Origin of the sequence: Corynebacterium sp. L4757 (assembly GCF_043673995.1) — a bacterium.
Taxonomy (GTDB): Bacteria; Actinomycetota; Actinomycetes; order Mycobacteriales; family Mycobacteriaceae; genus Corynebacterium.
This window is the reverse complement of sequence record NZ_JBIMEN010000002.1, coordinates 1-25,540: the sequence shown is the minus strand read 5'-3', so window position 1 is coordinate 25,540 and position 25,540 is coordinate 1. Positions and strand designations below refer to the sequence as shown.

Genomic DNA, 25,540 nt, shown 5'->3' with positions numbered 1-25,540 from the left:
TAAAACGGGCTTAACTTTCTCATGGCCGACCATGCACATAACCTGCGCGCCGCAGCAAGTGCTGGTCGGCCTTTTGGCGTTATTACCCGCGGCACCACCAACCACAACCGGTTGCGGCGCTGCGATAGATGGATGGCGCATCACCCGGAGATTTCTTCCCTACTGCGCATGACGCCTGAGCCTTTAGCGCTGGATGTGGGCTATGGCGCGTCCTATACCACCACCGTGGAGTGGGCGACGTGGCTGCGTACCGTCAACCCAAATGTGCGAGTGACGGGTCTGGAAATTAACCCGGAGCGTGTGCTGCCGCCGCGTGATGGCGTCAATTTTGAGCTCGGTGGATTCGAATTGCGTGATTACCAACCGCAGTTGGTTCGCGCGTTTAATGTGCTGCGCCAATATGACGTAGACCAAGTACCAGCCGCATGGGAATCGGTATGCTCCCGGCTTGCACCCGGTGGCTTCTTTGTCGAAGGTACCTGCGATGAACTGGGTCGGCGCAGTACCTGGATTTTGCTGGATGCCCATGGCCCAAAGACGCTGACGCTGGCGTGGGACCCCTTCGATGTGGAAACCCCTTCGCAGCTTGCCGAGCGCCTGCCTAAGGTGCTCATCCACCGCAATGTGCCGGGTGAGCCTATCTACGATCTATTGCAGGCTGCCGATTCCGCCTGGGCGCAAGCTGCCGGCTGGGCACCGCATGGCCCGCGAGTGCGCTGGCGTGAGGCCCGGAAACTCATGATTGCGCAAGGCATCCCGTTGCATCCCATTCGCCGCCGCATTAGGGATTGTGGGATGACGGTTGATTGGAATGTAGTCGCGCCTGCTGCCGAGCTATGAATTGCACCCGGGAATGGTGGCTCGCATTGCCCAAAGTGGTGCACATGCGTCACACTAGTACCTATGGCAAAGACTAAATCAGCGGGCTCAACCGCGTGGAAAATCATCGTCGGCATTTTGGTGACGCTGCTTATCATCGTCCTATTAGCCGAGTTTGGAATGCGCTGGTTTACAGCGAAGCAGATGAAAGACCAATTCCACGCCTCCGCGCAAGAGGATGGCATTGAAGTATCCGAAGAGCCCTCGGTGAGCTTCGGTTCTTCCCCGCTGATTTTTGGCATGCTTTCTGGTGAGATTCCGCAGTTGGATATGCACACGCCATCGACCCTGCAGATTAATGGTGATGTGATTACCGGCCAGCCAGAGACTGAAGTTTCCATGGAGGGCATGACTCTTTCTGAAGATCCAGTTGCGCGCAGCCTAACCGCCACCACCACCATTCCGGATGATTACCTGCTGATTACTTTCCAAGATGCTATTGCTTCGCAGTCCGGCGTGGATATTCTGCGCGATGTGGTGGTCACGGATATCACCGCGAATGCTGAAGGTGGAGTCTTGGAATTCCAGCTCGGCGGCGGCCTGGCCACGATTTCTTTGAAGCCGACCGCAGTAGATGGCCAGATGAATCTGGAAGCAACCGACTCCACCCTCTTCGGAGTAAGTCTGCCGGAGCAGGCAACGCAGTCCATTTCTGATGCACTGAGCCAGGGCATGGCAGACCAATTCACTGGCGATTTGGCTGTTCAGGACATTGTGATTGGTGATGGCACCATCGCGCTGACCGTGCATGGTGAAAACGTCAACTTTAATGAGCTGAACCAGCAGATGGGTCAGACGACTGATGCCGTCCAAGACCCAGCCCCCTCTAGCTAAATCCTAGGTGGGACAACCTCGATGGGGAAACCCCCGTGGGAAAACCATGGTTGGTCGAAGCTAACCTCGACTATTAAAGGTCAACGATATGAAGCGGCAGGCCGTCTGCCGCTTTTTCTATTGCCTCAGTAACTTCCCGCGCGACGATGAACGCGAATCCAGCCTGGCGTGCAGCGTAAGTGGCTGCTGTCTGCGCGGCGGAGTTGTTTTCCGGCGCAATCAGTCCCAACTTCACTGGGTCGGGGCAGGCTTCATTGAGAGTGATGAGCTCGCTGAGAATCGTGTTGGAATCCTCAATGGTGTCATCCACGCTGACCCAGACTTCTTCAGCGCCTGATTCGACTGCTAGGCGCGCTTCAGAGGCTTTGATAAGTGTGTGGTGGCGCCCAGTGGGATAACCGGCCACAGCGACGATGACGGCAGGCAATGAGCCTTTCTCAACCAACTGCGCGGCCTGGGTGATGCGGGTCGGGTCCACCACCAACCGAATACGCTGCTCCCCGATATGAGGAAGTGAACTCAGCTGCTTAATAGAGGCAGTTAGTTGCTCTGAAGAAACTCCCAGGAGCGATAGTGCATGGAAATCATTCATTGGTGGATTCTCCCCTTCGGGTCGAATTTCTTAAATGGATACTCAGTACAGATAGAAAAAGAACGCAGATACTATGTCTGCGTTCTCAAAAAGAGTGCTGATTAATAGTTGTAATCACCATTGATGAGAGCTTTGAGTTGCGGGCGAACATCAAACCAGTAAACACCAGTTGCGACCGCACCCACCCACGACAGGATTGGCAGTGGGAAAATCATCGCAACGGCCGAGCCACCAAGAATGGCAGCCCAAATGTGCTTTGGCTGGCGGTCACCAGCTGGAAACGCATCATCGCGGGTCATAAGCACCAAGATGACACCGACTATTGCTGCAATTGCGAGCACACGGAAAAGGTATGTCTGGAAGTACATAACAATTGTTAATAGAGCAGTTGCGAAAGCCATGATGTGTGTCAGTCAGTCTCAATCATTAATGGTGGTGAACGCCAAAATTGATTAGGCGCATTTCTGTAGGTGATCCTATCAGTCCAGGTGTATTCCCACCTAGTACGAGCCCAACACGAGCCCAGTACCTAGCCAAGACAATCCAATCACAATGCGCACTGGCATCGAGCTCAGTGCGCATAATGGTGAGGTAAAAAGGGACTATTTATTGTCCTCATCAGTAGAAATGACTTCGCCTTCAATCACTTCAGCGGTCGGATCAGCAACGTCATCCCCCTTGGAGGCCGCAGAATCATTGACGGAGTCCTGCTCTGCCTTGTTTTCTTTGCGCTCATTCATACGCTCTTTGACGGTGTTCACGGCATCGGTGGCCTCTTCACGTACAACGCCAAACGCGCTGCCAACCTTTTCCTTCGCATCTGAATAGGACTCAGATTCGCGGGTCTCCTCTGCCGCGCGGCGCACGGAACCGGTGATGTCTTTGGCGAACCCGGAGGCGCGGTCAAAGAATGATTCCTTCTTCTCTTCGCCTACTGCGTCTGCCACAGTTTCTTCAGTTTCTTGTGCCTTGGACTGCTCTGAACGGTCCTCGCGGAAGCGGTTGGTGAAATCTTTTGCCAGCCCAAAAGCTGAGGCGCCAGCGGCCTTCAATGAATCTAAGGTCTCATTCGTCGCAGCATCACCCGTGTCCGCGGCTTCCTCTTTGCGGTGCTTAGGGCCGTCTTGTGCTGCCTGGTCATCATAGGAACCGTATGGGGACTTCTCTTCGGCCATGTGGAACTCCTTTTCGCTCATGGATTGGGGCGAGAACTGGTTCAACGTCTAAACGCCACTCGCCTGATACTCGCCAGAGTTTTCCCTCCATAATAGCGGCCTGCGCCACACTTGGCCGAGCAAATTCTTAAGCCCCATGCTCTAAACGCCGAAAAGCAGGTGGTTGACCGTGTAAATGACTAAGCCCGCCAGTGCGCCGACGATAGTGCCGTTAAGTCGAATGAACTGCAAGTCTTTGCCGACCATGAGCTCGATCTTCTCGGAAGCTTCCTCTGCGTCCCAACGTTCAATTGTTTCAGAGATAATGCTGGTGACTTCGCCAGCATAGTTATCTGCCAAAAAGCGAGCACCGCCTTGGATACGGTTATCGAGAGATTCCCGAAGCTTGGGGTCTTCTTGGATATTGGTGCCCCATTTAACGCAGAGTTCCACAATCTTTTCACGCAGCATGGAATCAGTGGTCTCAGCCTGGGTGATGATGGCTTCAGCTGCCTTGGCCCAGATTGCTTCCGCCGCGCCTTGGACTGGGGTTGAGCCCATAATGTCAGCCTTCAGGGATTCAACCCGGCCGATAAGCTCAGGGTCGGTCTGCAAGTCCGAAGCAAAGTTGCGCAGTCCGCGGCGAATCGCCTGACGGGCTTCGTGGTCATCATCGTTCTTAACGTCCGTTGCCCATGACACCAGTTCCTTGTAGACGCGCTCGCCTACCAGCGAACGAGCAAAGCGTGGCGCCCATGTTGGCATCCGTTCATCGATGAGGGTGACCACTGGTTCTTCCATGGTCAGAATCTTCTTGTGACCCCAGTTGATGAGCTCATCCACAACTGGCTCAACCTTGCCATCCTCGATGAGACCTTCGAGTAAACGACCAAGCGGCGGTCCCCATTCTGGTTCGCCAAGCTTATCAATGAGCTGAGTTTGAATCAGCATTTCTGCGTCTTTGGGATCCAACGCGCGAATGGCATTCGCCGTCAAGCGACCGGCCTCACGGGATACTTTTTCTGCATTACTAGTCTGTGAAAGCCAGGCGCCCAGTTTCTCTGGAATATTGGCCTGCGCGACCTTGTCTGTGATCAGTTCCGCGTTGAGGAAGTTGTCCCCGACGAACCCGGACAGGGCTTCACCGAGCGTATCTTTCTTACGCGGAATAATCGCCGTGTGCGGGATTGGGATGCCCAAAGGATGGCGAAATAGCGCAGTAACAGCAAACCAGTCTGCAAGGCCGCCGATCATGCCGGCCTCCGCAGCCGCACGAACATAACCAACCCACACCGGTGCACCATCGGGCTGGTTCTGCCACCAAGAGCAAGCGATAAAGATGATGGCCGCAATAATTAGCAGCCCCGTAACGAATGCTTTGTGATTTCGAAGAATCCGTCGGCGTTCTGTTTCTGCTTCGGGAGAAGGACCAGGCATCTTGCGGAAGTCTTCACGTCTTTTTGGTGCTACGGCAACTTCACGTCCTTGGGCCGCGAGTGCCGGTGCGTCTACTTCGCCAGCATCAGCCGGCTCGATGGCCCTGTGTTTACCCATGGGTGGTCTTTCTCCAAAAATCCGAACGAGTCGAGGTGGTGTCTTACTTCAAATAAGTCTATGCGAACACAAAACCCGCTGGTATGAACCAGCGGGTTAAGTGATGGAGGTGTCAGCGTCAGTGATTACTGAGTACGCCCAGTTGCTTTACGGTACTGACGGTAGTAGCGGCGACCGTACCAGATGAGGTAGGTAGCGACAACGCCAACAATAACGGTAGCTACGATACCGATGATGAGCAGCATGTTGTGCTGTTCAGCAGTCTGCAGACCATCCGGCACCGTAAACACACCGAGTGCCCAGATGATGAGCCCCATTGGAGGCAGAACGGCCACAAGCAGGCCCATTCCAACCCAAGTCGAGGAACGAAGCAGGGAGGAGTGAGGGGCGCTCAAGGAGACTGGCTCGTAGCCCTCAATGTAGGAATCCTGAATCTTTCCGGAGAACTCTGGATAGGTTTCACTGCGGAAGTCAGCTACTGCATGATCATGTGCACTCATGGCGGCTTGGATCTCTTTCTCGTACCGTAAATTATTGTTTTCTATAGTTGACTATAGTCTAGTCGTCCTTGCCGCGGAAAGCTGCACGCGCACGTTCGCGGTTAACAGCAGACACAGCGGTCAATGGAATACCTGCAGGGCAGACATCGGCGCACTCACCGTACAGGGAGCAGTGACCGAAATTGGTCTCCAGGTCATCCACCATGTTGCGAGCACGACGGCCACGCTCATCCTGACCCAAAGGCATCAGGGAGAGGTGAACCAGCTTCGCACCAGTGAACAGGTGTGCAGCACCATTAGGGCACGCAGCGACACATGCACCACAGCCAATGCAGGCTGCGTGGTCAAGTGCGTACTCTGCGGTCTCGTGGTTGAGGTGCAGGGTATCTGCGTCTGGAGCGGTACCAGCATCCATGGATACGTAGCCACCCTGCTCCATGACATGGTCAAGAGCACGACGGTCAACAACCATATCCTTGATTACTGGGTAAGCAGCAGAACGGAATGGCTCGAGCTTGACGGTCTGGCCGTCAGTGAACTGGAACAGACGCTGCTGGCAAGCAGGGGTGTTCTGGCCAGGACCGTGCGGGCGACCATTGACCATAAGGCCACAGGTACCACAGATGCCTTCACGGCAGTCAGATGCGAAAGCGAATGGTTCTTCGCCTCGCTCAATCATCTGGTCGTTGACGTGGTCCAGCAGTTCGAGGATTGACATTGGTTCTTCAGCGTCATCCACTTGAACGGTTTCAAATGCACCGTCGTGGGTTGGTCCAGCCTGACGCCAGATTTCGAGAGTCAGCTTCATTACTTGTAGTTCCTAGTCATCAACGGGATCGAATCAAAGTACAGAGGTTCAGCGTGGCGAATGAACTCGCCTTCGTTTGCGCCTGGTTCCCAAGCAGAAACGAAGCACCAATTCTCATCATCGCGCTCAGCTTCACCGTCTTCGGACAGGTGGTCATCACGGAAGTGAGCACCACAGGACTCATCGCGGTCGAGAGCATCAATACACATGAGCTCACCAAGGTCGATGTAGTCAGCAACGCGGGCACCGTACTCAAGTACCTGGTTCATGTCATTTGCGGAGCCTGGGATACGTACGTTCTCCCAGAAGTCCTTGCGCAGTTCGCGAATCTTTGCAATCGAGGTCTTCAGGTCCTCGATGTTACGAGAAACGCCACAGCCCCAGTACAGGATCTCACCGAGCTGACGGTGGTAGTACGCAGGACCATGTGGGTTCTCACCACGGATGTTCATCAGGCGGTCAATACGTGCCTGTGAACGGTCCACGGCTGCCTGAGCTTCAGCAGAATCCTCAGCCAGCTTCTCCTCACCCAAGTGGTTAGCCAGGTAGTGAGGAATGGTGAATGGAAGGGTGAACCAGCCATCAACCGATGCGGACAGCAGGGAGTTTGCGCCCAGGCGGTTCGCACCGTGGTAGGTCCAAGATGCCTCACCGGCAGCAAACAAGCCGTCGATGGAGGTCATCTCATTGAAGTCAGTCCACAGACCACCCATGGTGAAGTGGCAAGTTGGTGCAATACGCATTGGGGTTTCGTATGCGGACTCACCAATTGCTTCTTCGTACATCTCGATGAGGTTGGAGTAACGCTCACGGATGGTGTCCTTGCCAAGACGCTGGATGGCGTCACGGAAGTCCAGGAATACGGAGTTTTTCAGAGGACCTACGCCGTAGCCGGCATTGATCTGCTGAGAAATCGCACGGGATGCAACGTCACGGGGAACGAGGTTGCCGAACGCCGGGTAGCGGCGCTCCAGGAAGTAGTCGCGCTCTTCATCCGGGATGGAGTTCGGATCGCGGTCATCGCCTTCCTTCTTAGGGGACCAGATGCGGCCGTCATTGCGCAGCGACTCCGACATCAAAATTGTCTTAGACTGCCAGGTCGAGTTCACAGGCAGACCAGTTGGGTGGAACTGGATGAAGCCTGGGGACGCGAAGAAAGCACCCTGCTCATACGCACGCATCAAAGCGCCAGCGTTAGAGTTCTTAGCCAAGGTGGACATGTGGTACACGTTGCCGTAGCCACCGGTACCCAGGATGACTGCGTGACCGGTGAAGGCCTTCAGCTCACCAGTAATCAAGTTACGGGTAACGATGCCGCCGGCACGCTTCTTGCCATTGTCCTCAAAGGTGATTACATCCTGCATGTCGTGGTGAGCGAAAAGCTCCACGTTGCCCAAGCCCAGCTGGCGGTAAAGCGCCGAGGTGGTGGACAGCTGCAGCTGCTGACCTGTTTGTCCACGGGTGTAGTAGGTACGGGAAACCTGCACACCACCGAAGGAACGGGTAGCCAAGGTGCCGCCGTACTCACGGGCGAATGGGGCACCAATAGCATTCATGTGGTCAATAACGCGTGGGGATTCCATCGCCAGACGCCAGCAGTCGGATTCACGGCAACGGTAGTCGCCGCCCTTAACGGTGTCCTTTGCGTGACGGTAAGCGGAGTCGTTGTCGACCTTCTTGGAACGAGAGGAGTTCACACCACCCTGTGCAGCAATGGAGTGCGCACGACGTGGGGAGTCGTGGTAGGTGAATACCTTAACGTTGTAGCCCAGCTCGCCGAGTGCTGCCGCAGCTGCACCAGCGGAAAGGCCGGTACCGACAACCAGAACCGTGAACTTACGACGGTTTAGTGGGGACACAAGTTCCATATGGTCCTTGTGGTAGCTCCACATGTCCTTCATTGGAACACCGTGTGGCTCGTTAGATTCCAGGATGTTGCCTGCAGCTACACCGTCAACGATGGACTTAGGGTGCGAGAAGTTCGGGTGTTCCCGCTTGAGTTCAGTATTAGTCATGGGTTTTACAAACTTTCCTATCAGTCCTATTTACTAGCTGACCCAGCCGAAAGCGATGGACAGCGGCATGATGATGTTGCCCAAGCAAACAACTGCTGGGATGACGTATGCCAAGAACAAGATGACCTGACGAGTCTTGAAGCCGGTCAGGCCCAAGTCAGCGCCCGCCAGCTTGATGCCGTGGGTCAGGTGCAAGAACAGGCATGCCATTGCCAGCACGTAGAAAATGGTGACTGGCCAGCGGCTGAAGGTTGCGATCATGTTTGCCTTCACAGCTCCATGCACAAACTCATCGGAAGCCGCTGGGGAAACGCCCATGGTCAAATCCAGGATGTGGAAGATGATGAAGAGCAAGAGGACAACGCCGGTAACCAGCATGGTGCGGGTTGCGAAAGAGTCCAGTCCGCCCACGAGGTTGGTGCGACGGAACTTGCCGCGAGACTCACGGGAACGGTTATGTAGAACAATTGCACCGTAGATGTGAGCAAAGAGTGCTACAAGCAGGACAATACGGATAACCCATAGCAAGGTACCGTGTGGCAAGAGTGGCTCACCCATGGAGCGCAGGAACTCACCGTAAACGTCCAGTGCTTCTTCGCCGCCCTTAGCTGGGGAATACAGTTTCAGGTTTCCGGCCATATGACCGACAACGAACAATGCGAAAAGTAGGCCTGTTACAGCCATGGTTAGCTTCAGCACCCAAGTCGGAGTTGACGGCTTGGCACGCAATGGCTCATTAGTAATGTGGCCGTGGTCTAATGCTTCACGGTCCGGGTTTTTAACAGTCATGACACCTCCATAGTCGCTATTACCTTACGCAGGAATAACGGGTGTTTACCAGTTGATTCACATCTCCCAGACCCTGTTTTCCAGCCTTTCCCATTGACTCGACTCCTCCTTTTAGGTAAGGATCACCTTTGTTAAATCTGGCAAATACCGTCGCACGCTTGGACTCAACCCTTTAAGCAACAGAGTTGTTGCGTAAATAGTTATGATCCTGTGAGGTTAAACACAGGCGGTTCCAAGGGTGAGGTATCCACCCCGATCGGTGTCATACTTTAGTAAGTGCTACCCCCACTGCAATGCCACATTCTTTACCAATCCCCTACTCACAGCCACATTTGCAGGTTCGTGAATAAGATTGTGACAATCTTTGCTAATTCATGCATAACAGCTATCTGAATTGTGTAATCTTGCGGCCATGAGTAAGACCTACGTGGGATCCCGTCTGCGCCAGCTCCGCCGAGAGCGCGATTTAAGCCAAGCCTCCCTTGCCGCCACGCTTGGACTTTCAGCCAGTTATGTCAACCAAATTGAACATGACGTTCGCCCCCTGACCGTTCCCGTCCTCCTGCGTATCACTGAAGTATTCGGTGTAGACGCAACTTTCTTTTCTCGCGACGATGACTCACGGTTGCTCGCGGAGATTCAAGATGTAGTCCAGGACAAAGAAGTCTGCCCAACTCCTGTTGAATTCCAGGAATTGAGTGAATTGGTCTACAACCATCCATCGGTTGCGCGCATCATGGTTGACATCCACCGTCGATACCGCAATGCCCGGGACAAGCTTTCCTTGGCAACCGATACTCGCCGTACCCGCGATGGTTCCCAAGCATTATCGATGCCGCATGATGAAGTCCGTGATTTCTTCTATGCCCGGCAGAATTACCTCGATGACCTAGACAAGACAGCTGAGAGGATCGCTGGCGAGCTAGACATATCGAATTTCAAGATTCGGGAAGCCCAAGACGCATTGGTTGAGCGGCTTAAGAATAAGCACAACGTGGAGGTCATAACCACTTCCCCGCTGGACGGAACCCAACACAGCTTTGACAAAGAAACCGGCGTATTAGCACTAGCGAGCCGCCTAACCGAAGGCCAGCGTGCATTCCGCATGGCTGCCGAGTTGTCGTTCTTGGAGGCAAGCGATCTCATCAATGATCTGACGGATGGAGAGCCGTTTACTTCCGAAGCTTCACTTAACCTCGCGCGTAAAGGTATTGCCAGCTACTTTGCGGCGGCCACGCTCATGCCTTATGACAAGTTCCATACTGAGGCTGAGCAGTGCGGATATGACATTGAGTATCTCTGCCAGGTCTTTGGCGTGGGTTATGAAACTGTCGCTTCTAGATTGTCTACGCTGCAGCGTCCCAATCAACGCGGCATCCCTTTTACCTTCGTTCGTGTGGATCGTGCGGGAAATATGTCCAAACGCCAATCAGCGACAGGTGTTCACTTCTCCAACTCAGGCGGCACCTGCCCGCTGTGGAATCTCTACGAGACTTTCGCACAGCCGGGCGTCATTTCACGCCAACTGGCACAAATGCCTGATGGGCGCAATTACCTATGGGTCGCCCGCTCCATTCGACATCCGCAGGGCCAATTCAATGACACCAGTAAATTATTCTCCGTAGGACTTGGCTGCGAAGCCCGTCATGCAGATCGCACCATCTACTCCGAGGGCCTGGATCTCACGGATCTTTCGACTGCAACACCCATCGGTATCGGCTGCCGCATGTGCCCGCGCGAAAACTGTGCCCAGCGTGCCTTCCCGCCGATCAATGAGCCTTTGGAAATCGATGCTCACCGTAGTTCCGTAGCACCTTATTAGTCCGCATCTGCTGATATCGATCCGTGCATAGATACAGATTTCAATAGGTAAAGGGCGCGACACCTTCATGGTGTCGCGCCCTTTACCTTAATCCTGCTGAATGTTGTGGAATCAGCTTCCACAACATTTTGAGGTTTTAGAGGTTAATCATGTGGCCCGCGATGCCGTGGGCAGCTTCCTTCATAGCCTCAGACAGGGTTGGGTGGGTGTGAACGTTGCGTCCGATTTCTTCAGCGGTGAGGTCGAAGCGCTGAGCCAGGGTCAACTCTGGCAGCAACTCGGAGACGTTAGCGCCAACCATGTGGCCGCCCAAGATTTCACCGAACTCTGCATCAGCAACGAGCTTCACAAAGCCTGCGGTCTCAGCCAGACCAGCTGCCTTACCATTAGCGGAGAATGGGAAAGAGGCAACCTTGATCTCACGGTCAGCGAACTTTTCCTTAGCCTGCTCTTCGGTGTAGCCGAAGGATGCAACCTGTGGGTTGCAGAAGGTTGCGCGAGGCATCATCATGTAGTCGCCCAATTCCTGGGTTTCTGCACCGGCGATGGTCTCAGCAGCAACAACGCCCTGAACCTCAGCAACGTGAGCCAGTTGCAGCTTGGCGGTAACGTCACCGATTGCGTAGATGCCGTCAACGTTGGTGCGCATGCGGTCATCAATGTCGATTGCGCCGCGGTCAGTCAGCTTAACGCCGGTGTTTTCCAGACCAAAGCCCTCGGTGCGAGGTGCGAAACCAATGGAGACCATGCAGCGGTCAACGGTCAGGGTGTCGGTCTTGGAGCCGTCCTTGGACTCAACCTCAACGGTCACGTTGTCGCCGTTGTCCTTGATGGAGGTGGTCTTGTAGCCGGTCATGACCTTAACGCCAAGCTTCTTGTACTGCTTAGCAATCTCCTTGGAGACGTCCTTGTCCTCATTTGGCAGAACGCGGTCCATGAACTCAACGATGGTGACGTCCACACCGTAATTAGCAAGTACGTAAGCGAACTCCATACCGATAGCGCCAGCGCCAACGATAACCATGGAGTCAGGAGCTTCTTCCTTGAGGATCTGCTCTTCGAAGGAAACGATGTTGCCACCGATTTCTACTCCTGGAAGGGAGCGAACAACAGAGCCGGTCGCGATAATCGCGTTATCAAAGGTAATGGTCTTACCCTGATCGTTGCCCTCAGTAATTTCCAGGGTCTTTGCGTCCTTGAAAGTACCCAGACCATCGATTTCGGTGATCTTGTTCTTCTTCATCAGGTAGTGGACGCCCTTAACAATGCCCTCAGAGACCTTGCGGGAGCGCTTGTGCGCAACACCGAAGTCAAAGCTGACATCGCCGGAAATACCAAAGGTCTTTGCCTCATGGTTAAAGGTGTGTGCCACTTCCGCGTTCTTCAGCAGAGCCTTGGAAGGGATACAGCCAACGTTCAAACAAACGCCGCCCCAGTACTGCTTTTCCACAACTGCGACCTTCTTGCCCAGCTGTGCTGCACGAATGGCGGACACGTAGCCGCCAGGGCCCGCGCCGATTACTACTACGTCATAATGTTCATTAGTCACGCCTACTAGGGTACTTAAATTGCTTCCTCAATGCCTGCACTGGGATGCCTTAATCTATGCAATCTGGCTATGGCGGCCGTTTTTACAGCACAGCTGGAATATATTTGGCTATAAAACCGCAAAACCACCCGGCGCACCGAGTGGAAGTTGCATGTTGGTAGCCCCCAAAATGAGGTACTACATAAATTCCTAGAAGAGGCCGAGGGACAGCGCCAGGTTAGAGGATGCCGAGGAGCCCATGTGAACGAATGGGCCGATTGCGGTGGTAAATGCCACGATCATGGAATCAATGATGCTCATGTTTGTGCTCTTTCAGGTTGTTTGGAAGCAAGTAGCGAATTCACACCCGGTTTTCCAGCCAAATGCCAGACTCACACCGCGCGCAAAGGTTTCGCTTGACATCTATTACTAACGTTTGTCAGCAATATGCCGTTACTGGTTAATGGACAAAGACCGTTTGACCAGTACTTCAAGCTAAACACAGAAAACACTCAGTCTCTGTACTTAACCCAAGCCCTGCTCGGCCCCTGTGAAGATTATGACATATTTGTCACTTTAGAACCACCATTAACATTTATTTGCTGTTAAGCTATGCTCGTTCCACGATTTCTTAACTGCTGTGCAGGTTTCATTAGCGAACTTTCAAGAATTTTCAGCCAGGCACCTTACCTCGGCCAGAAGCTTCTTAGAATGAGCTAACGAAAGTTGAATATCAGCCGATATTTCAACAGCGGAAAGATATCTCGCACATATAGATTTTTAAGACAGCTGACACGAATCTTCGGTGGTTACAAAGCTCGACCGTATTTTCTGTCGGTTCCCGTCAAAAAGGAAGCACCAGTTTATGAAACTCTTGCGCAACGTAACCGCGGTGACAGCAGCTATCGCCCTGTCAGCCGGCGCTTTTGCACTACCAGCTGTCGCACAGGACGGCTCTGAGACCAATTCACAGGACCCCGTTGACAACGGTGAGAGCACGCCTGCAGTTGACGGAGAGGAAGAAACTGAAGCCGCCGATCAGGTTGAGGTTGCGGAATCAGTTCCTAATCAGACTGCTGAGAATGATGAAGACCGGGACCACATCAACGATGGTGAAGCTAACCCAGAGCTGCTGGAAGACTTGACTAAAGCAGCCGGCGAGCAGCTCACCTCCCCACAAACTGAAGAGGAAGCGCCTTCCCCAGAGACTTTCGATACCGCAGCCACTGAACCAGCGACTCTGACCGAGCTGAGCTTGCAAGAAGAAATGCAGCCTTACATCAATACGGGAGTCAAAGCGCCAATTGAAAAGACGTGGATGGTGCGTTCCTGGAATAACACGGAATGGCGCGAGCTGGTGAAGCCATTTGAGGCGTATTCCCCATCCATGGGCGTTGATATCCCACTGGCTGTAATCACCCCGGATGGAACTTTTGATGAGAAACGTCCAACCATCTACATGCTCAACGGCGCTGGCGGCGCGGAGCAGGGCATGGACTGGATCACCGCAACCACCTATTCGGATCTGAGCCCAGATGAAAACATCATCGAGTTCTACCGGAACAAGGGTGTCAACGTTGTTATCCCGCAGGCCGGCGCTTTCTCTTACTACACCGACTGGGTGGAGTCCCCACAGTCCGGTTACCTCACGCAGGAAAAGATCCTGTGGGAAACCTTCCTGACCAAGGAACTTCCGGAAGTTCTGGAAAATGAGATCAACGGCAATGGCAAGCGTGCCATCGCAGGTATGTCCATGTCGGCTACCTCTGCCCTGCTATTGGCTGAACACAATCCAGGTTTCTATGACGCGGTTGGTTCTTTCTCCGGTTGTGCTGCAACCTCTCGCCCATTCCCTAATCTCTTTGCCAACCTCACCGTAAACCGCGGTGGCGGCAACACCACCCAGATGTGGGGACCACAGGGCGGCGAGTACAACGTCTACAATGACGCGCTGGTCAACTCCAATAACCTGCGTGACTCTGAGGTCTACGTTTCCTCTAACTCTGGTCTACCTGGTGCGACCGATATGGGTTCCTCCAAGATTGAATCCCAGGGTCTGTCTGCTGCGATGTCGGGTTCTGCCACCCTCATCATCGAGGGCGGCATCATTGAGGCAGCTGCTAATGCTTGTACTCACGATCTGAAGGCCAAGATGGATTCACAGGGTGTTGACGCTGACTGGAACTTCCGACCAACCGGCACCCACTCTTGGCCAGGCTGGCGCAAGGACTTGGCTGAATCCTGGCCAACCTTCGCACGCGGCTTGGATCTGGAATAATCATTCACGCTCGGTTTCACACCATCTCTGCGGATACGCAATCTGGTGTGAAGCCGCCACAGCGTAACATCCGAGCGTATAGCGCCCACGCGCGTAACGTCGCCCACCCCGGTAAAACCGCTTCGGCAGGTTATACCACATGATATTTAGATACGGATAAAGATTCACTCATGAAGCGTATGAAGACTCTTGTCGCAGCCCTCGCGGTAGCTGGCACCATGCTGGTTGCTCCGGCGGCGTCGGCAGCAACTGTCACCCCTGAACAGGTTGCTGGCAACACTCAGCTCTCTGAGGTTCGAGACTTGAACGTCACCCCGGAAGTTGAAGAGCAGCAATGGTTCCAGAAGTACGGCGATGATCCCCGTCTTTTGAAGCTAGAGGCGACCTCTCCAGCTATGGACGGCCGTGTCGTTCCCGTCGCAGTCATCCCAGCGCAGGACGCTAACCGTCCAACCATCTATCTGCTCAACGGTGCGGGTGGCGCTGAGCAGAACGCGGACTGGATCAACATGTCCCGCGCAGTGGATTTCTACTCCAATAAGAATGTCAACGTTGTGGTAGTTCAGGGCGGTGCTTTCTCCTACTACACGGACTGGAATACCAGCCCAAATAACAACTACCTGCAGGGCCCACAGAAGTGGGAAACCTTCTTAACCAAGGAGCTGCCAGGCCCACTTGAAGATCGACTGCAGGCGTCCAACAAGCGTGCGGTAGCTGGCATGTCCATGTCCGCTACTTCTGCTCTGCTCTTTGCTCAGCACAACCCAGGCTTCTATGACGCTGTTGGCTCTTTCGCTGGCTGCGCAGCAACCGCATACCCATTTGAGTATGAGGCAATGCGCTTGACCGTCAACCGTGGCGGCGGCGAGCCTGAGCAGATGTGGGGGGAGATGGGTTCCCGCAAGAACCGTTACAATGACGCGCTCATGAACTCGGAGAAGCTGCGCGGTACCGCGCTGTACATCTCCGCTGGTAATGGTCTTCCAGGCCGTACCGATATGCCTTCCTACTACACCGCACAGGGCATCGACCCAACGGTGGCATCGGTAGGCGCAGCAACCCTGCAGGTTGAAGGCGGCGTCATCGAAGCTGGCGTCAACCACTGCACCCACAACCTGAAGGCTAAGCTCGATAGCCAAAACATCCCGGCGACCTACAACTTCCGCGACACCGGCACCCACTCGTGGCCGGGCTGGCGCGAAGATATTCGTGAGTCCTGGCCAGTGTTCGAACGCGCGCTAAACTAGTCCGAATTAGTTTCGCCAATTACGGGCGGTAGTATTGCAGCATGATCAAGTCGCTGCTCACTACCGCCCTTAAGCATTTTTCTGGGGAGTTTAAAGATTCCTACACCGGGGTTGATTTCAACCTCGGTTTTTCGATCTCTCACTATGACTTGGACTTGGAATACCGCGTTGAGCCCAACCTGCTCTCCGGAACCGCAAAGCTGCACATCCAAGTTGGTGAGGACTTGGATAATCTCACTCTGGATTTGGGTGGGGCGATGGCAGCACGCCGAATTTCAGCCAATAATGGCATCAAGATCAGTCGCTTTCGGGTTTCCGGCGGCAAGATCCGCATTAGCTTCAATGACACGATTGCAGAGGGCACAAAGTTCATTTTGACCGTGCGCTATGGCGGAAACCCGCGCCCAATTCGCACCGCGTGGGGTGAGATTGGTTGGGAAGAAACCGAATCCGGAGCACTCGTGGCTTCGCAGCCTAATGGCGCGCCCAGCTGGTTCCCCTGTGATGACACCCCCAGCGAGAAAGCCACCTATGACATCAAGATTGTCGCCGATAATCCATTCACGGTTATCTCCAACGGCAAGCTGGTGTCCAAGAAGGCTTCCGGCAGCACAACTGCGTGGCATTACCGGGTAGATTCGCCGATGGCGACTTACCTTGCCACCATTCAGGTTGGTGAGTTCACCAAGTTTGAGCTCGGCCGCAACACCGTTGCTTGGGCACCGGCGCACCTACGCCCGCAGGTGCTGGAGGAATTCAAGCAGCAGCAGGAAATGCTGGATTATTATGAATCCATTTTCGGCGAATACCCCTTCCCCACGTACCAAGTTGTGGTCACCGAAGATGAGCTTGAAATCCCGCTGGAGGCCCAGGGATTATCGATCTTTGGCTCCAATCACGTGGCCGGCAATCACCGTTTTGAGCGTCTCATCGCGCATGAATTAGCGCACCAATGGTTTGGTAATTCCGTCGGTATTGCTGAGTGGAAAGACATTTGGCTCAATGAAGGTTTCGCGTGCTACTGCGAGTGGCTGTGGGTAGAGCACACCGGAAAGTCCACCGCGCATGAGGTTGCGCGCAGCCACTATCTGGTGTTGAGCCGCAAGGCCCAAGACCTGCTGCTAGCGGATCCGGGCACGCGCGATATGTTCGATGACCGCGTGTATAAGCGTGGTGCACTCACCGTGCATTCCCTGCGCCGTTTGTTGGGTGATGAGGCATTCTTCGTTGCTATCCGCAGCTATCTCAAGGATTCCCGCAATGGCACCGTTGTGCCATCAACGTTATTCGACAACATCAATGCCCAAGCAGAAAAGGCTGGCATTGCACTTGCCGATATCTCCGCTGTCCTCGATGCTTGGCTGAATGAGAAGGAACTTCCGAAGTTCCCTGCATAAGTTTCCCTGTGTAGGTTCTGCACGGCTAAGGCAGGGTAAGGTGTGTGCTCATGCGGACTTTTTCTCACATGCTGGTCACCGGCGGCGCAGGGTTTATTGGTGCGAACTTTGTTCGGCTGGTGGATAAGCTGTGGCCGGATTGCCAGATCACCGTGGTGGATAAGCTCACCTATGCCGGCAATCCGGACAATCTCGCTGGAACCAAGGCACAACTGGTTAAGGGCGATATAGCTGATGCACAGCTGATTGATTCTTTAGTGGCGCAATCTGATGTCATTGTCCACTTCGCGGCGGAATCGCACAATGATAATTCTTTATCTGACCCTTCCCCATTTATCACCACCAACATCATGGGCACGTTCACGCTGCTGGAAGCTGCCCGCAAGCATGATGTGTATTTGCATCATGTCTCCACGGATGAGGTCTTTGGTGATCTAGAAATCGGTGCACCCACCAAGTTCACTGAAACCACCGCTTATGCCCCTTCTTCGCCTTATTCGGCTTCAAAGGCTAGCTCAGACCATCTTGTGCGCGCGTGGGCACGTTCCTTTGGGCTTAAGGTCACGGTATCGAATTGCTCTAATAACTATGGCCCTTATCAGCACATTGAAAAATTCATTCCGCGCCAAATTACCAATATCCTCGATGGCCGCACCCCAAAACTTTATGGCACAGGTGAACAGGTCCGCGATTGGATTCACGTGGATGACCACAACTATGCGGTCCTTGAGATCCTCACCAAGGGCCGTTGTGGTGAGACCTATAATATCGGCGCCGACCAGACCGATATCAATAATCGCGAGGTCATTGAGCTGATTTGTGAACTCATGGGTCGCCCCGGCGAATATGAACACGTAGCCGACCGTCCGGGCCATGACCAGCGCTATGCTATGGATGCCACCAAGCTGCGCACAGAACTTGGCTGGGAACCCAAATACCCAGATATCCGTGATGGCTTGGCCGAAACAATCGCGTGGTACACAGAGAATGAATCCTGGTGGCGCGCCGATAAGGACGCAGTGGAAAATACTTACGCCGCCAAGGGCCAATAAGTTTCCTTTTCTTTTCCCGCACATTTCTTAGAAAGGCATTCGCAGTGCAGATTACCCCCACCGATATTGATGGCCTTCTCATCATTGACCTTGACGTGCACGGTGATAATCGCGGTTGGTTCAAAGAGAACTGGAACCGTGCCGCGATGGTCAAAGCTGGTCTGCCAGATTTCGGCGCGGTACAGAACAACCTTTCTTACAACGCCTCTGCTGGTGTTACACGCGGGCTTCACGCCGAGCCCTGGGACAAGCTGGTTTCTGTCGCCCATGGCCGCGTCTTCGGCGCCTGGTGCGACTTGCGGGAAGGCTCTGACACTTATGGGAAAATTGTCACCGCAGACATGGGACCAGATAAGGCCGCCTTTGTGCCACGCGGCGTAGCTAATGGCTTTCAAGCACAAGAAGATAACACCGTTTATTCCTATCTAGTCTCTGACCACTGGTCACCGGATGCCACCTATGCCGCGACCAATCTCAACATCGTTGATTGGCCACTTGCTCCCACTGAGATTTCCGAAAAGGACCGCAATCACCCTGCACTGGCTGATGTCACGCCGATGCCTCCGCGCAAAATCTTAGTGACCGGTGCCAATGGCCAGCTCGGGCGAGCTCTACGCGCAGCATATAAAAATGCCGCACACGTCGAATTCGCTACCCATGCCGATTTTGACATCACAGCAGACAACATCGCCACAGCACGCCCATGGCGTCAGTACCAGGCAATCATTAACTGCGCTGCCTATAACGATGTCAATGGTGCTGAGTCTGACCGTGCCGGCGCATGGGCCGTCAACGCCACTGCCCCAGCGCGCCTTGCCGCCGTCGCTGCGGAGAATAGTCTCACGCTCGTGCACGTCTCCTCCGATTACATCTTCGATGGCACCACAGATATCCACACCGAGGAAGAACTGCCCTCGCCACGCTCGGCCTATGGTGCATCGAAAGCCGCCGGCGATACTGCTGCGCAGACTGCACCGCGCCACTATGTCATTCGCACCGCGTGGGTCTTTGGCGAAGGCAATAATTTCATGTCCACCATGGCATCCCTGGCGCAGAAAAACATCGAGCCACTAGTCATTAATGACCAGCGTGGCCGCCCAACATATGCGGAAGACCTCGCCAAAGGCATCAAACACCTGTTGGATACCAAGGCCGACTACGGCGTTTATAACCTGACTTCTGGCGGTGATGCCGTCACTCGTGATGAAATCGCCATGGCTGTTTACATTGGCATGGGACACGACCCCGCCGAGGTACATTCGGTTACCACCGCGCAGTACAACGAGCACCGTATCCAGCAGGCCGCTGAAAAAGGGAACTCCGCACCTGCTGCTGCCTCCACTGCCGAAGCTCCCCGCCCCGCAGAGTCCACACTTGATCTCTCCAAGATTGAAGCCACTGGTTTCACGCCTACTAATTGGCGGGCATCGCTGGCTTTGTATCTCGCACTATTAGATTCCTAAAGACTAGGCTTGACCTTTATGAAGGGAATCATTCTCGCCGGCGGATCCGGTACTCGGCTATATCCGATTACCAAGGGCATTTCTAAGCAGCTCATGCCTATTTATGACAAGCCGATGGTCTACTACCCGCTCTCCACGCTGATTCAAGCAGGTATCCAAGAGATTCTCATCATCACCACGCCGGAAGATTCCGCTGCTTTCGAACGCCTCCTGGGTGACGGTTCCCAGCTCGGACTCATGCTCAGCTATGCTGTCCAGCCGCATCCCGAGGGCCTCGCGCAAGCATTCATCATTGGTGAGGAATTCATCGGCGACGACGATGTCGCGCTCGTCCTCGGCGATAATATCTTCGACGGTCACGGCTTTTCCACCGCGCTCAGCGAGTGCCGCAGTCCTGATGGCGGCATCATCTTTGCCTATGAGGTCTCCGATCCGCAGCGTTATGGTGTGGTCGAATTCGACGAATCCGGCCAGGCCCTATCCATTGAGGAAAAACCCATACAGCCCAAGTCCAATCACGCGGTTGTGGGCTTGTACTTTTACGACAATTCCGTCGTTGAAATTGCCAAAACCATCACGCCTTCTGAACGCGGCGAATTGGAAATCACCGCCATCAATGATGCCTACCTCAAACAAGGCAAGCTCCACGTCAAGCGCCTTCTACGCGGCGATGTGTGGCTGGATACCGGCACGGTGGATTCCATGTCCGAGGCCTCAGCCTACGTCGAGGTTCTGCAAAAGCGCACCGGCACCATCATTGGCTCGCCAGAAGTCGCTGCCTACCGTGAGGGATTCATTAACGCCGACACGTTGAATGAGCTGGCTGTCCCGCTAGAAAAATCGGGCTACGGTGCATATCTTCGCACCGCAGCCCGTGAGGACTAATAGCAGTTTCGTTGGAGCCGGAAATTAGTATCCGCGCTCGATGTACTCATCAATTCGTGCTGACTCAGCACCAACGGTGGTTTCAGCACCGTGGCCCGGGTACACCTTGGTTGTACCCGACAGGTTGAAGACCACGTTGCGCAGGGACTCGATGATGACGTCGAAGTCGGAGTACTTGCGGCCCGTGGCACCAGGGCCACCGTTGAATAGGGTGTCTCCGGATAACAACACATTATCTTGTGGCAGGTGCAGCACCACGCAGCCTGGTGAGTGACCAGGGGTGTGGAAGACGGTGATCTTTTCGCCGTCGAGCTCAAATTGCTGGTTATCAGTAAGCGGCACGTATGGTGCATCGCCATTAGCTTCGCGCCACAACATGTCATCTTCTGGGTGCAAGTGAACTTCCACACCAAAGTGCTCAGCCAGCTGTGGGGCGAGCTCGCAGTGGTCATTGTGGGCATGGGTCAAGATGATGCCGCGCACCGGACGGTCGCCGACTTCATCAATGACTGCTTCAGCGTTGTGCGCTGGGTCGACGATGTACACGCCACCCTTGCCGCCGAGAATGTAGACGTTATTGTCCACATCCCACTCACCGCCATCGAGGCGGAACTTGCCGGAGGTAACAAACTTTTCAATCTTCATGAATCTGCCTTTCTCTTGAAAAGATCAGGAATCTAGATTTGCCGGATAGATGAGAAACTTATGGAAGGATAACGCCCTTGGCTTTGTGGCCAACGGAGATGATCTCACCGGAGATAGAAGCCATCTTCGGTGACAGCAAGAACACGATGGTCTCAGCAACCTCACGCAACGAGGTTTGCCCGCCTGCGCGGTCAACTTCACCGTCCCCTTCGATGACAAAACCGGGGCTAATAGCGTTGACCGTAATACCACTCCCAGCATGCTGGTCAGCAAGGTTTTTCACGATGACATTCAACGTCGCATTGCGTGCCGATGCCGTCGTGGATGCCGTGACATAAGCGTTCATACCGCTCAATGCGATGACACGACCATAGCCCTGCTCACGCATGACTTCGAGTGCCGCATTAGCTGCACGCAAGAAAGTCATCGCTTTGCCATCAATGGCGGTGAGCACCTGCTGTGGATCATCAGCCTTTTCTGGGTCCAGTGTTTGTGCCGCTGGAGCCGAAGACACCACCAGCCCGTCAATCCTTCCGTGTTCTTTGATAACTGCGTCAATCCCGGCGCGAACGGATGCTTCATCAGCAGCGTCGATGGACAATGGGCTGCTGCGCGATGCCACGATTGGCGTCGCGCCTTCGGCTTCCAAGACTTTGACCACATCGGAGCCGATGGTGCCATTGCCGCCTAGGACGAGAATGACGTGGTCTTTAAGCTGTAGATCCATAGAGGTTTAATCTCCGTTTTAGATTTCGACGACTGAGCGCAGGACGTCTCCTGCCTTCATGGTGCCAAAAGCCTTTTCAATGTCATTGATGCCGATGCGCTCAGAGACGAACTTGTCCAGTGGGAAGCGGCCCTGCAGGTGCAGGTCCACATAGGTTGGGAAGTCGCGCTCTGGCAGGCAGTCGCCGTACCAGGCTGGGCGCAAGGAGCCACCGCGGCCATAGAAATCAATCGCTGCGATATCAATGCGGGAGGTCAAGTTTGGTACGCCCACCATAACCATGCGGCCAGCATGGTCACGGGAGTAGAACGCCTGCTGCCAGGTCGGCATGATGCCGACGGCGTCGATGGCAACGTCGGTGCCGAATCCATCGGTCAGCTCACGTACCTTGGCTACTACCTCGGATTCTTCGCCCTCGCCAGACAGCTCAGAAGAATCGATGGTGTGCGTTGCGCCAAATTCCTTTGCCCAATCGAGCTTCTTGGAATCAATGTCAACGGCAATAATCTTGGATGCACCAGCCAGCTTGGCACCGGCAATCGCTGCCATGCCCACACCGCCCAGGCCAAAGACAGCGACGGACTCGCCGCGCTGAATATCAGCAGTGTTGACCGCAGCACCGAGACCAGCCATGATGCCGCAGCCCATCAGGCCAGCAGCTGCTGGATCCTCGTCCGGGTTGACCTTCGTGCACTGGCCTTCATGGACCAGGGTCTTATCCGCGAAAGCACCAATGCCCAGTGCTGGGGTCAGCTCGGTGCCATCTTCCAAGGTCATCTTCTTGGATGCGTTGTGGGTGTTAAAGCAGTACTTTGGCTCGCCCTTCTTACATGCACGGCACTCGCCGCACACCGCGCGCCAGTTCAGCACAACAAAGTCGCCTTCTGTCACGTGGGTGACGTTTTCACCAACAGTTTCCACCACGCCTGCGGCCTCATGGCCGAGCAGGAATGGGAAGGCGTCCTCGATATCACCATCGCGATAAGCCAGGTCAGTGTGGCAAACGCCGCAAGCCTGAATCTTGACGATCACATCATTGGGCCCTGGTTCAGGGATGACAATGGTGACGGTTTCTACTTCTGCGCCCTTTGCACGGGCGATAACTCCGTTTACGTTTTCGCTCATATCGCCAGGCTATCTGAAAATGTAGTTCTCAGACGCTAAATAAAAAGTTCTCCTGCAAACCAGCTGTAAAACAGCCCGCTTGCAGGAGAACCTTAAGCCACAAAGTCAGGGTTATGAACGCTCCAGGATGCGCGCTACAGCCTCATGCCCACGTGCGTTGATGTGGATTGGCAGGTTGCCTGCACCACCGGTGAAGTCAATCAGGCCAGCGAAGTAGCGGTCGCCCGCGCCGGCGCACATGCCGTTGTGGCGGGTTTCGCCCTTAAGATCCACAAACTCGGTACCGGTTGCGCGTGCAAGGTCAACCTGCATCCACTGTGCGGAATCCTCCCAGCCGCGCACCTGTGGGATGTAGGTGGAATCGGCCGGGTTGGGACCAAAGTGCAGCAGGCAGTAGCGGTTACCGGAACCAATGGTTGGGTAGCCAACAATCTGAACACGGGCATTTGGCGCGGCACGCTTGATGCGCTCAATCTGTGGTGCGGTATAGCGCACAAAGCGATCCCGCAGCTGCTGACGGGAAAGATTCGAATTGTTATAGGTGTCATTAAAACCCGATGCGAAGATCACGCGCTGGGTATCTGCGGTCAGTGCACCATTGCGAATCGCTGCATCAATCTGGGTGGAAATCTGCGGCCCCTGGGACATCGATACCGCACCCGAGCAAGAATAATCACGCACAGGCAGTCCAACCTTGGCGCCGGTACGCTTAGCAAAGTTATAAGAGGAAGGGCAGTTCGCGCCGTTCTCCGTTGAGGAGGTCATGCGTGAAGAGAGATAAATATCCGCGCTTGGGTCCGCCAGAATGGAGTCACCGAAGGCTACTAAGTTTCGCTCTGCTGCCGATGCCGTCGGTGCCGCTACCATGGTCAGCGCTAGCAATGCTGCGGCGAGTAATGTACGAAGTTTCTTCACGGTTTAGACCTTCGATTCCTCTTCTATGTTTTGTATTCCCAGACAAAAGTACACTATATTCGCTAGCGGGCCCGACCCCCGGGAAGTGGACACGGAGGATTTAATCAAGAAGCAGATCTTAGGATAGCAGGACAGCGCTCCTCAAACACCACAGGAGCCAGATATTTACACCAGGAATGTCGGCGCACCGTGTTGTAACGGGTACACCAGCGGAAAACATCCCGCCGGCAGATCAACTGGTTGGCAAAGGTCTTGGAATCTTGAAGGACTTCCCTCTTCAGGGCCGCGTTGAACGACTCCGCCAAAGCGTTGTCCGCACTGGTCCCAATTGATCCCATCGACTGCCTGATCCCCAACTGGGTGCAGGTGTCCTGGAACGCATTCGATGTGTACACACTGCCGTGGTCCGAGTGGAAAATTGCTTCCTTCATGCTCCCTCGCTGGCCTTTGGCCATCACCAGCGCATCCTGCACCAGTGATGTGCGCATGTGATCGGCGATCGCGAAGCCAACCAGCCGGCGGGAATAGCAATCAATGACCGTAGCCAAGTACATATTCGACCCATCTGCAATCGGCAGATAGGTAATGTCACCGACGTAGACCTGGTTCGGCTTGTCGGCAGTGAATTTACGGCCGACAAGGTCAGGGAACACTGGTTTCTTCTGATCTGACACGGTGGTGGTGACCTTGCGTTTCTTGGTGTAGCCAAACAGTTTGAGTTCACGCATGATCCGCGCAACCCGCTTGTGATTCACGGGCTCATGACCCGGCTGGTCTTTAAGTTCAGCCGTAATCCGCTTGGCCCCGTAGCAACCATTTTCGGCAGTGAATACAGTCTTGACCCGTGCACCGAGGATGGCGTCGGATATGAGTCGTTTCCTCCGGGCTGAGCTGCTGTTTTTCCATTTGTAATAGGAGGACCTGCTGAGTTTCAACACGTCACATAACCGCTTAACCGAATGGTTCTTCTGGGCGTCGTCAACGAACTGGAAGCGGATCACCAGTTCGTCTCTTCCGCGAAATATTTAGCAGCCTTTCGCAGGATATCGCGCTCTTCGCGTAAGCGGCTGACTTCCCGTTCCAGCTGGCGGATCCGCTCAGCCTCGGTCACCGACATCGACGAGGGCGACTCTGCGGTGCGGGTTTTGGTACGCGCACCTGTCCCGTACTTTTTCAACCAGTTATGCAGGGTGGCACGGTTGATTCCGAGGTCCACGGCGATGGTCTTGAGCGAGGCACCTGGGGAGTTCTCGTAGAGCGCAACAGCGTCGCGCTTGAACTCCTCTGTGTAGGTCTTGCGTGGCATGGTGGCAGATTACCTTTCCCAGCAT

The 25,540-nt window shown here is 54.5% G+C and carries 23 protein-coding genes; 9 read left to right on the top strand and 14 right to left on the bottom strand.

What is annotated here, in order from left to right; translation table 11 throughout:
- Positions 1-21: 21 nt before the first annotated feature.
- Complete coding sequence (locus ACG98I_RS02525) at positions 22-840, top strand: class I SAM-dependent methyltransferase (protein ID WP_394718115.1); 819 nt, start codon at positions 22-24, stop codon at positions 838-840.
- Positions 841-903: 63 nt separating this feature from the next.
- Positions 904-1,713, top strand: a complete 810-nt coding sequence (locus tag ACG98I_RS02520; RefSeq protein ID WP_394718113.1) for a DUF2993 domain-containing protein — start codon at positions 904-906, stop codon at positions 1,711-1,713.
- Positions 1,714-1,786: 73 nt separating this feature from the next.
- On the opposite strand, the gene ACG98I_RS02515 is transcribed toward ACG98I_RS02520, so the two are convergent.
- The 8 genes from ACG98I_RS02515 to ACG98I_RS02480 form a co-directional block, all read right to left on the bottom strand.
- On the bottom strand, positions 1,787-2,305 hold the full coding sequence (locus tag ACG98I_RS02515; RefSeq protein ID WP_394718111.1) for a deoxyribose-phosphate aldolase: 519 nt from the start codon (positions 2,303-2,305) through the stop codon (positions 1,787-1,789).
- Positions 2,306-2,406: 101 nt separating this feature from the next.
- Complete coding sequence (locus ACG98I_RS02510; protein WP_394718109.1) at positions 2,407-2,706, bottom strand: DUF2516 family protein; 300 nt, start codon at positions 2,704-2,706, stop codon at positions 2,407-2,409.
- Between the two features lie 201 nt (positions 2,707-2,907).
- On the bottom strand, positions 2,908-3,480 hold the full coding sequence (locus ACG98I_RS02505; RefSeq protein ID WP_394718107.1) for a CGLAU_01105 family protein: 573 nt from the start codon (positions 3,478-3,480) through the stop codon (positions 2,908-2,910).
- Positions 3,481-3,621: 141 nt separating this feature from the next.
- Positions 3,622-4,896: a DUF445 domain-containing protein gene (locus ACG98I_RS02500; RefSeq protein ID WP_394718817.1), complete on the bottom strand. Its 1,275-nt coding sequence runs from the start codon at positions 4,894-4,896 to the stop codon at positions 3,622-3,624.
- Positions 4,897-5,138: 242 nt separating this feature from the next.
- On the bottom strand, positions 5,139-5,513 hold the full coding sequence (locus tag ACG98I_RS02495; RefSeq protein WP_394718106.1) for a hypothetical protein: 375 nt from the start codon (positions 5,511-5,513) through the stop codon (positions 5,139-5,141).
- A gap of 58 nt (positions 5,514-5,571) precedes the next feature.
- Positions 5,572-6,321, bottom strand: a complete 750-nt coding sequence (locus ACG98I_RS02490; protein ID WP_394718104.1) for a succinate dehydrogenase/fumarate reductase iron-sulfur subunit — start codon at positions 6,319-6,321, stop codon at positions 5,572-5,574.
- The gene (locus ACG98I_RS02485; protein WP_394718102.1) at positions 6,321-8,336 is read right to left on the bottom strand and encodes a fumarate reductase/succinate dehydrogenase flavoprotein subunit; all 2,016 of its coding nucleotides are present in this window, start codon (positions 8,334-8,336) and stop codon (positions 6,321-6,323) included. The genes ACG98I_RS02490 and ACG98I_RS02485 overlap by 1 nt, the downstream gene beginning before the upstream one ends.
- 33 nt (positions 8,337-8,369) lie before the next feature.
- Positions 8,370-9,125, bottom strand: a complete 756-nt coding sequence (locus ACG98I_RS02480; RefSeq protein WP_394718100.1) for a succinate dehydrogenase cytochrome b subunit — start codon at positions 9,123-9,125, stop codon at positions 8,370-8,372.
- Positions 9,126-9,537: 412 nt separating this feature from the next.
- On the opposite strand from ACG98I_RS02480, the gene ramB reads away from it, so the two are divergent.
- On the top strand, positions 9,538-10,947 hold the full coding sequence (gene ramB / locus ACG98I_RS02475; RefSeq protein ID WP_394718098.1) for an acetate metabolism transcriptional regulator RamB: 1,410 nt from the start codon (positions 9,538-9,540) through the stop codon (positions 10,945-10,947).
- A 136-nt stretch (positions 10,948-11,083) separates the two neighbouring features.
- Here the strand turns inward: ramB and lpdA are convergent, their stop codons facing one another.
- Entirely contained in the window at positions 11,084-12,496 is a 1,413-nt protein-coding gene (lpdA, locus tag ACG98I_RS02470) for a dihydrolipoyl dehydrogenase (RefSeq protein ID WP_394718096.1), read from the bottom strand.
- A gap of 844 nt (positions 12,497-13,340) precedes the next feature.
- On the opposite strand from lpdA, the gene ACG98I_RS02465 reads away from it, so the two are divergent.
- The 6 genes from ACG98I_RS02465 to rfbA all read left to right on the top strand — a co-directional run bounded on the left by ACG98I_RS02465 (position 13,341) and on the right by rfbA (position 20,797).
- Positions 13,341-14,753 (top strand): alpha/beta hydrolase-fold protein, encoded by a 1,413-nt coding sequence (locus tag ACG98I_RS02465; protein WP_394718094.1) that lies wholly within the window; start codon positions 13,341-13,343, stop codon positions 14,751-14,753.
- Between the two features lie 170 nt (positions 14,754-14,923).
- Positions 14,924-16,000 carry an alpha/beta hydrolase gene (locus ACG98I_RS02460; RefSeq protein WP_394718093.1) on the top strand — a complete coding sequence of 359 codons (1,077 nt, stop codon included), beginning with the start codon at positions 14,924-14,926 and terminating at the stop codon, positions 15,998-16,000.
- A 41-nt stretch (positions 16,001-16,041) separates the two neighbouring features.
- Complete coding sequence (locus tag ACG98I_RS02455) at positions 16,042-17,397, top strand: M1 family metallopeptidase (protein ID WP_394718092.1); 1,356 nt, start codon at positions 16,042-16,044, stop codon at positions 17,395-17,397.
- A gap of 50 nt (positions 17,398-17,447) precedes the next feature.
- Positions 17,448-18,449 (top strand): dTDP-glucose 4,6-dehydratase, encoded by a 1,002-nt coding sequence (gene rfbB / locus ACG98I_RS02450; protein WP_394718090.1) that lies wholly within the window; start codon positions 17,448-17,450, stop codon positions 18,447-18,449.
- 44 nt (positions 18,450-18,493) lie between these two features.
- Positions 18,494-19,912 carry a sugar nucleotide-binding protein gene (locus ACG98I_RS02445; protein ID WP_394718088.1) on the top strand — a complete coding sequence of 473 codons (1,419 nt, stop codon included), beginning with the start codon at positions 18,494-18,496 and terminating at the stop codon, positions 19,910-19,912.
- Positions 19,913-19,930: 18 nt separating this feature from the next.
- A complete protein-coding gene (gene rfbA, locus ACG98I_RS02440) occupies positions 19,931-20,797 on the top strand; it encodes a glucose-1-phosphate thymidylyltransferase RfbA (RefSeq protein ID WP_394718086.1) in 867 nt (288 codons plus the stop codon).
- 24 nt (positions 20,798-20,821) lie between these two features.
- Here the strand turns inward: rfbA and ACG98I_RS02435 are convergent, their stop codons facing one another.
- From ACG98I_RS02435 to ACG98I_RS02415, 5 genes are all read right to left on the bottom strand, one after another.
- Positions 20,822-21,442 (bottom strand): MBL fold metallo-hydrolase, encoded by a 621-nt coding sequence (locus ACG98I_RS02435; protein WP_394718084.1) that lies wholly within the window; start codon positions 21,440-21,442, stop codon positions 20,822-20,824.
- 58 nt (positions 21,443-21,500) lie between these two features.
- On the bottom strand, positions 21,501-22,169 hold the full coding sequence (locus ACG98I_RS02430; RefSeq protein ID WP_394718082.1) for an SDR family NAD(P)-dependent oxidoreductase: 669 nt from the start codon (positions 22,167-22,169) through the stop codon (positions 21,501-21,503).
- An 18-nt stretch (positions 22,170-22,187) separates the two neighbouring features.
- The gene (locus ACG98I_RS02425) at positions 22,188-23,294 is read right to left on the bottom strand and encodes an S-(hydroxymethyl)mycothiol dehydrogenase (protein ID WP_394718080.1); all 1,107 of its coding nucleotides are present in this window, start codon (positions 23,292-23,294) and stop codon (positions 22,188-22,190) included.
- 111 nt (positions 23,295-23,405) lie between these two features.
- Positions 23,406-24,161 carry a GDSL-type esterase/lipase family protein gene (locus ACG98I_RS02420; protein ID WP_394718815.1) on the bottom strand — a complete coding sequence of 252 codons (756 nt, stop codon included), beginning with the start codon at positions 24,159-24,161 and terminating at the stop codon, positions 23,406-23,408.
- A gap of 152 nt (positions 24,162-24,313) precedes the next feature.
- A protein-coding gene (locus ACG98I_RS02415; protein WP_394718078.1) for an IS3 family transposase occupies positions 24,314-25,515 on the bottom strand; the annotation gives its coding sequence in 2 pieces (ribosomal slippage) (positions 24,314-25,221 and positions 25,221-25,515; 1,203 coding nt in all).
- Positions 25,516-25,540 lie beyond the last annotated feature (25 nt).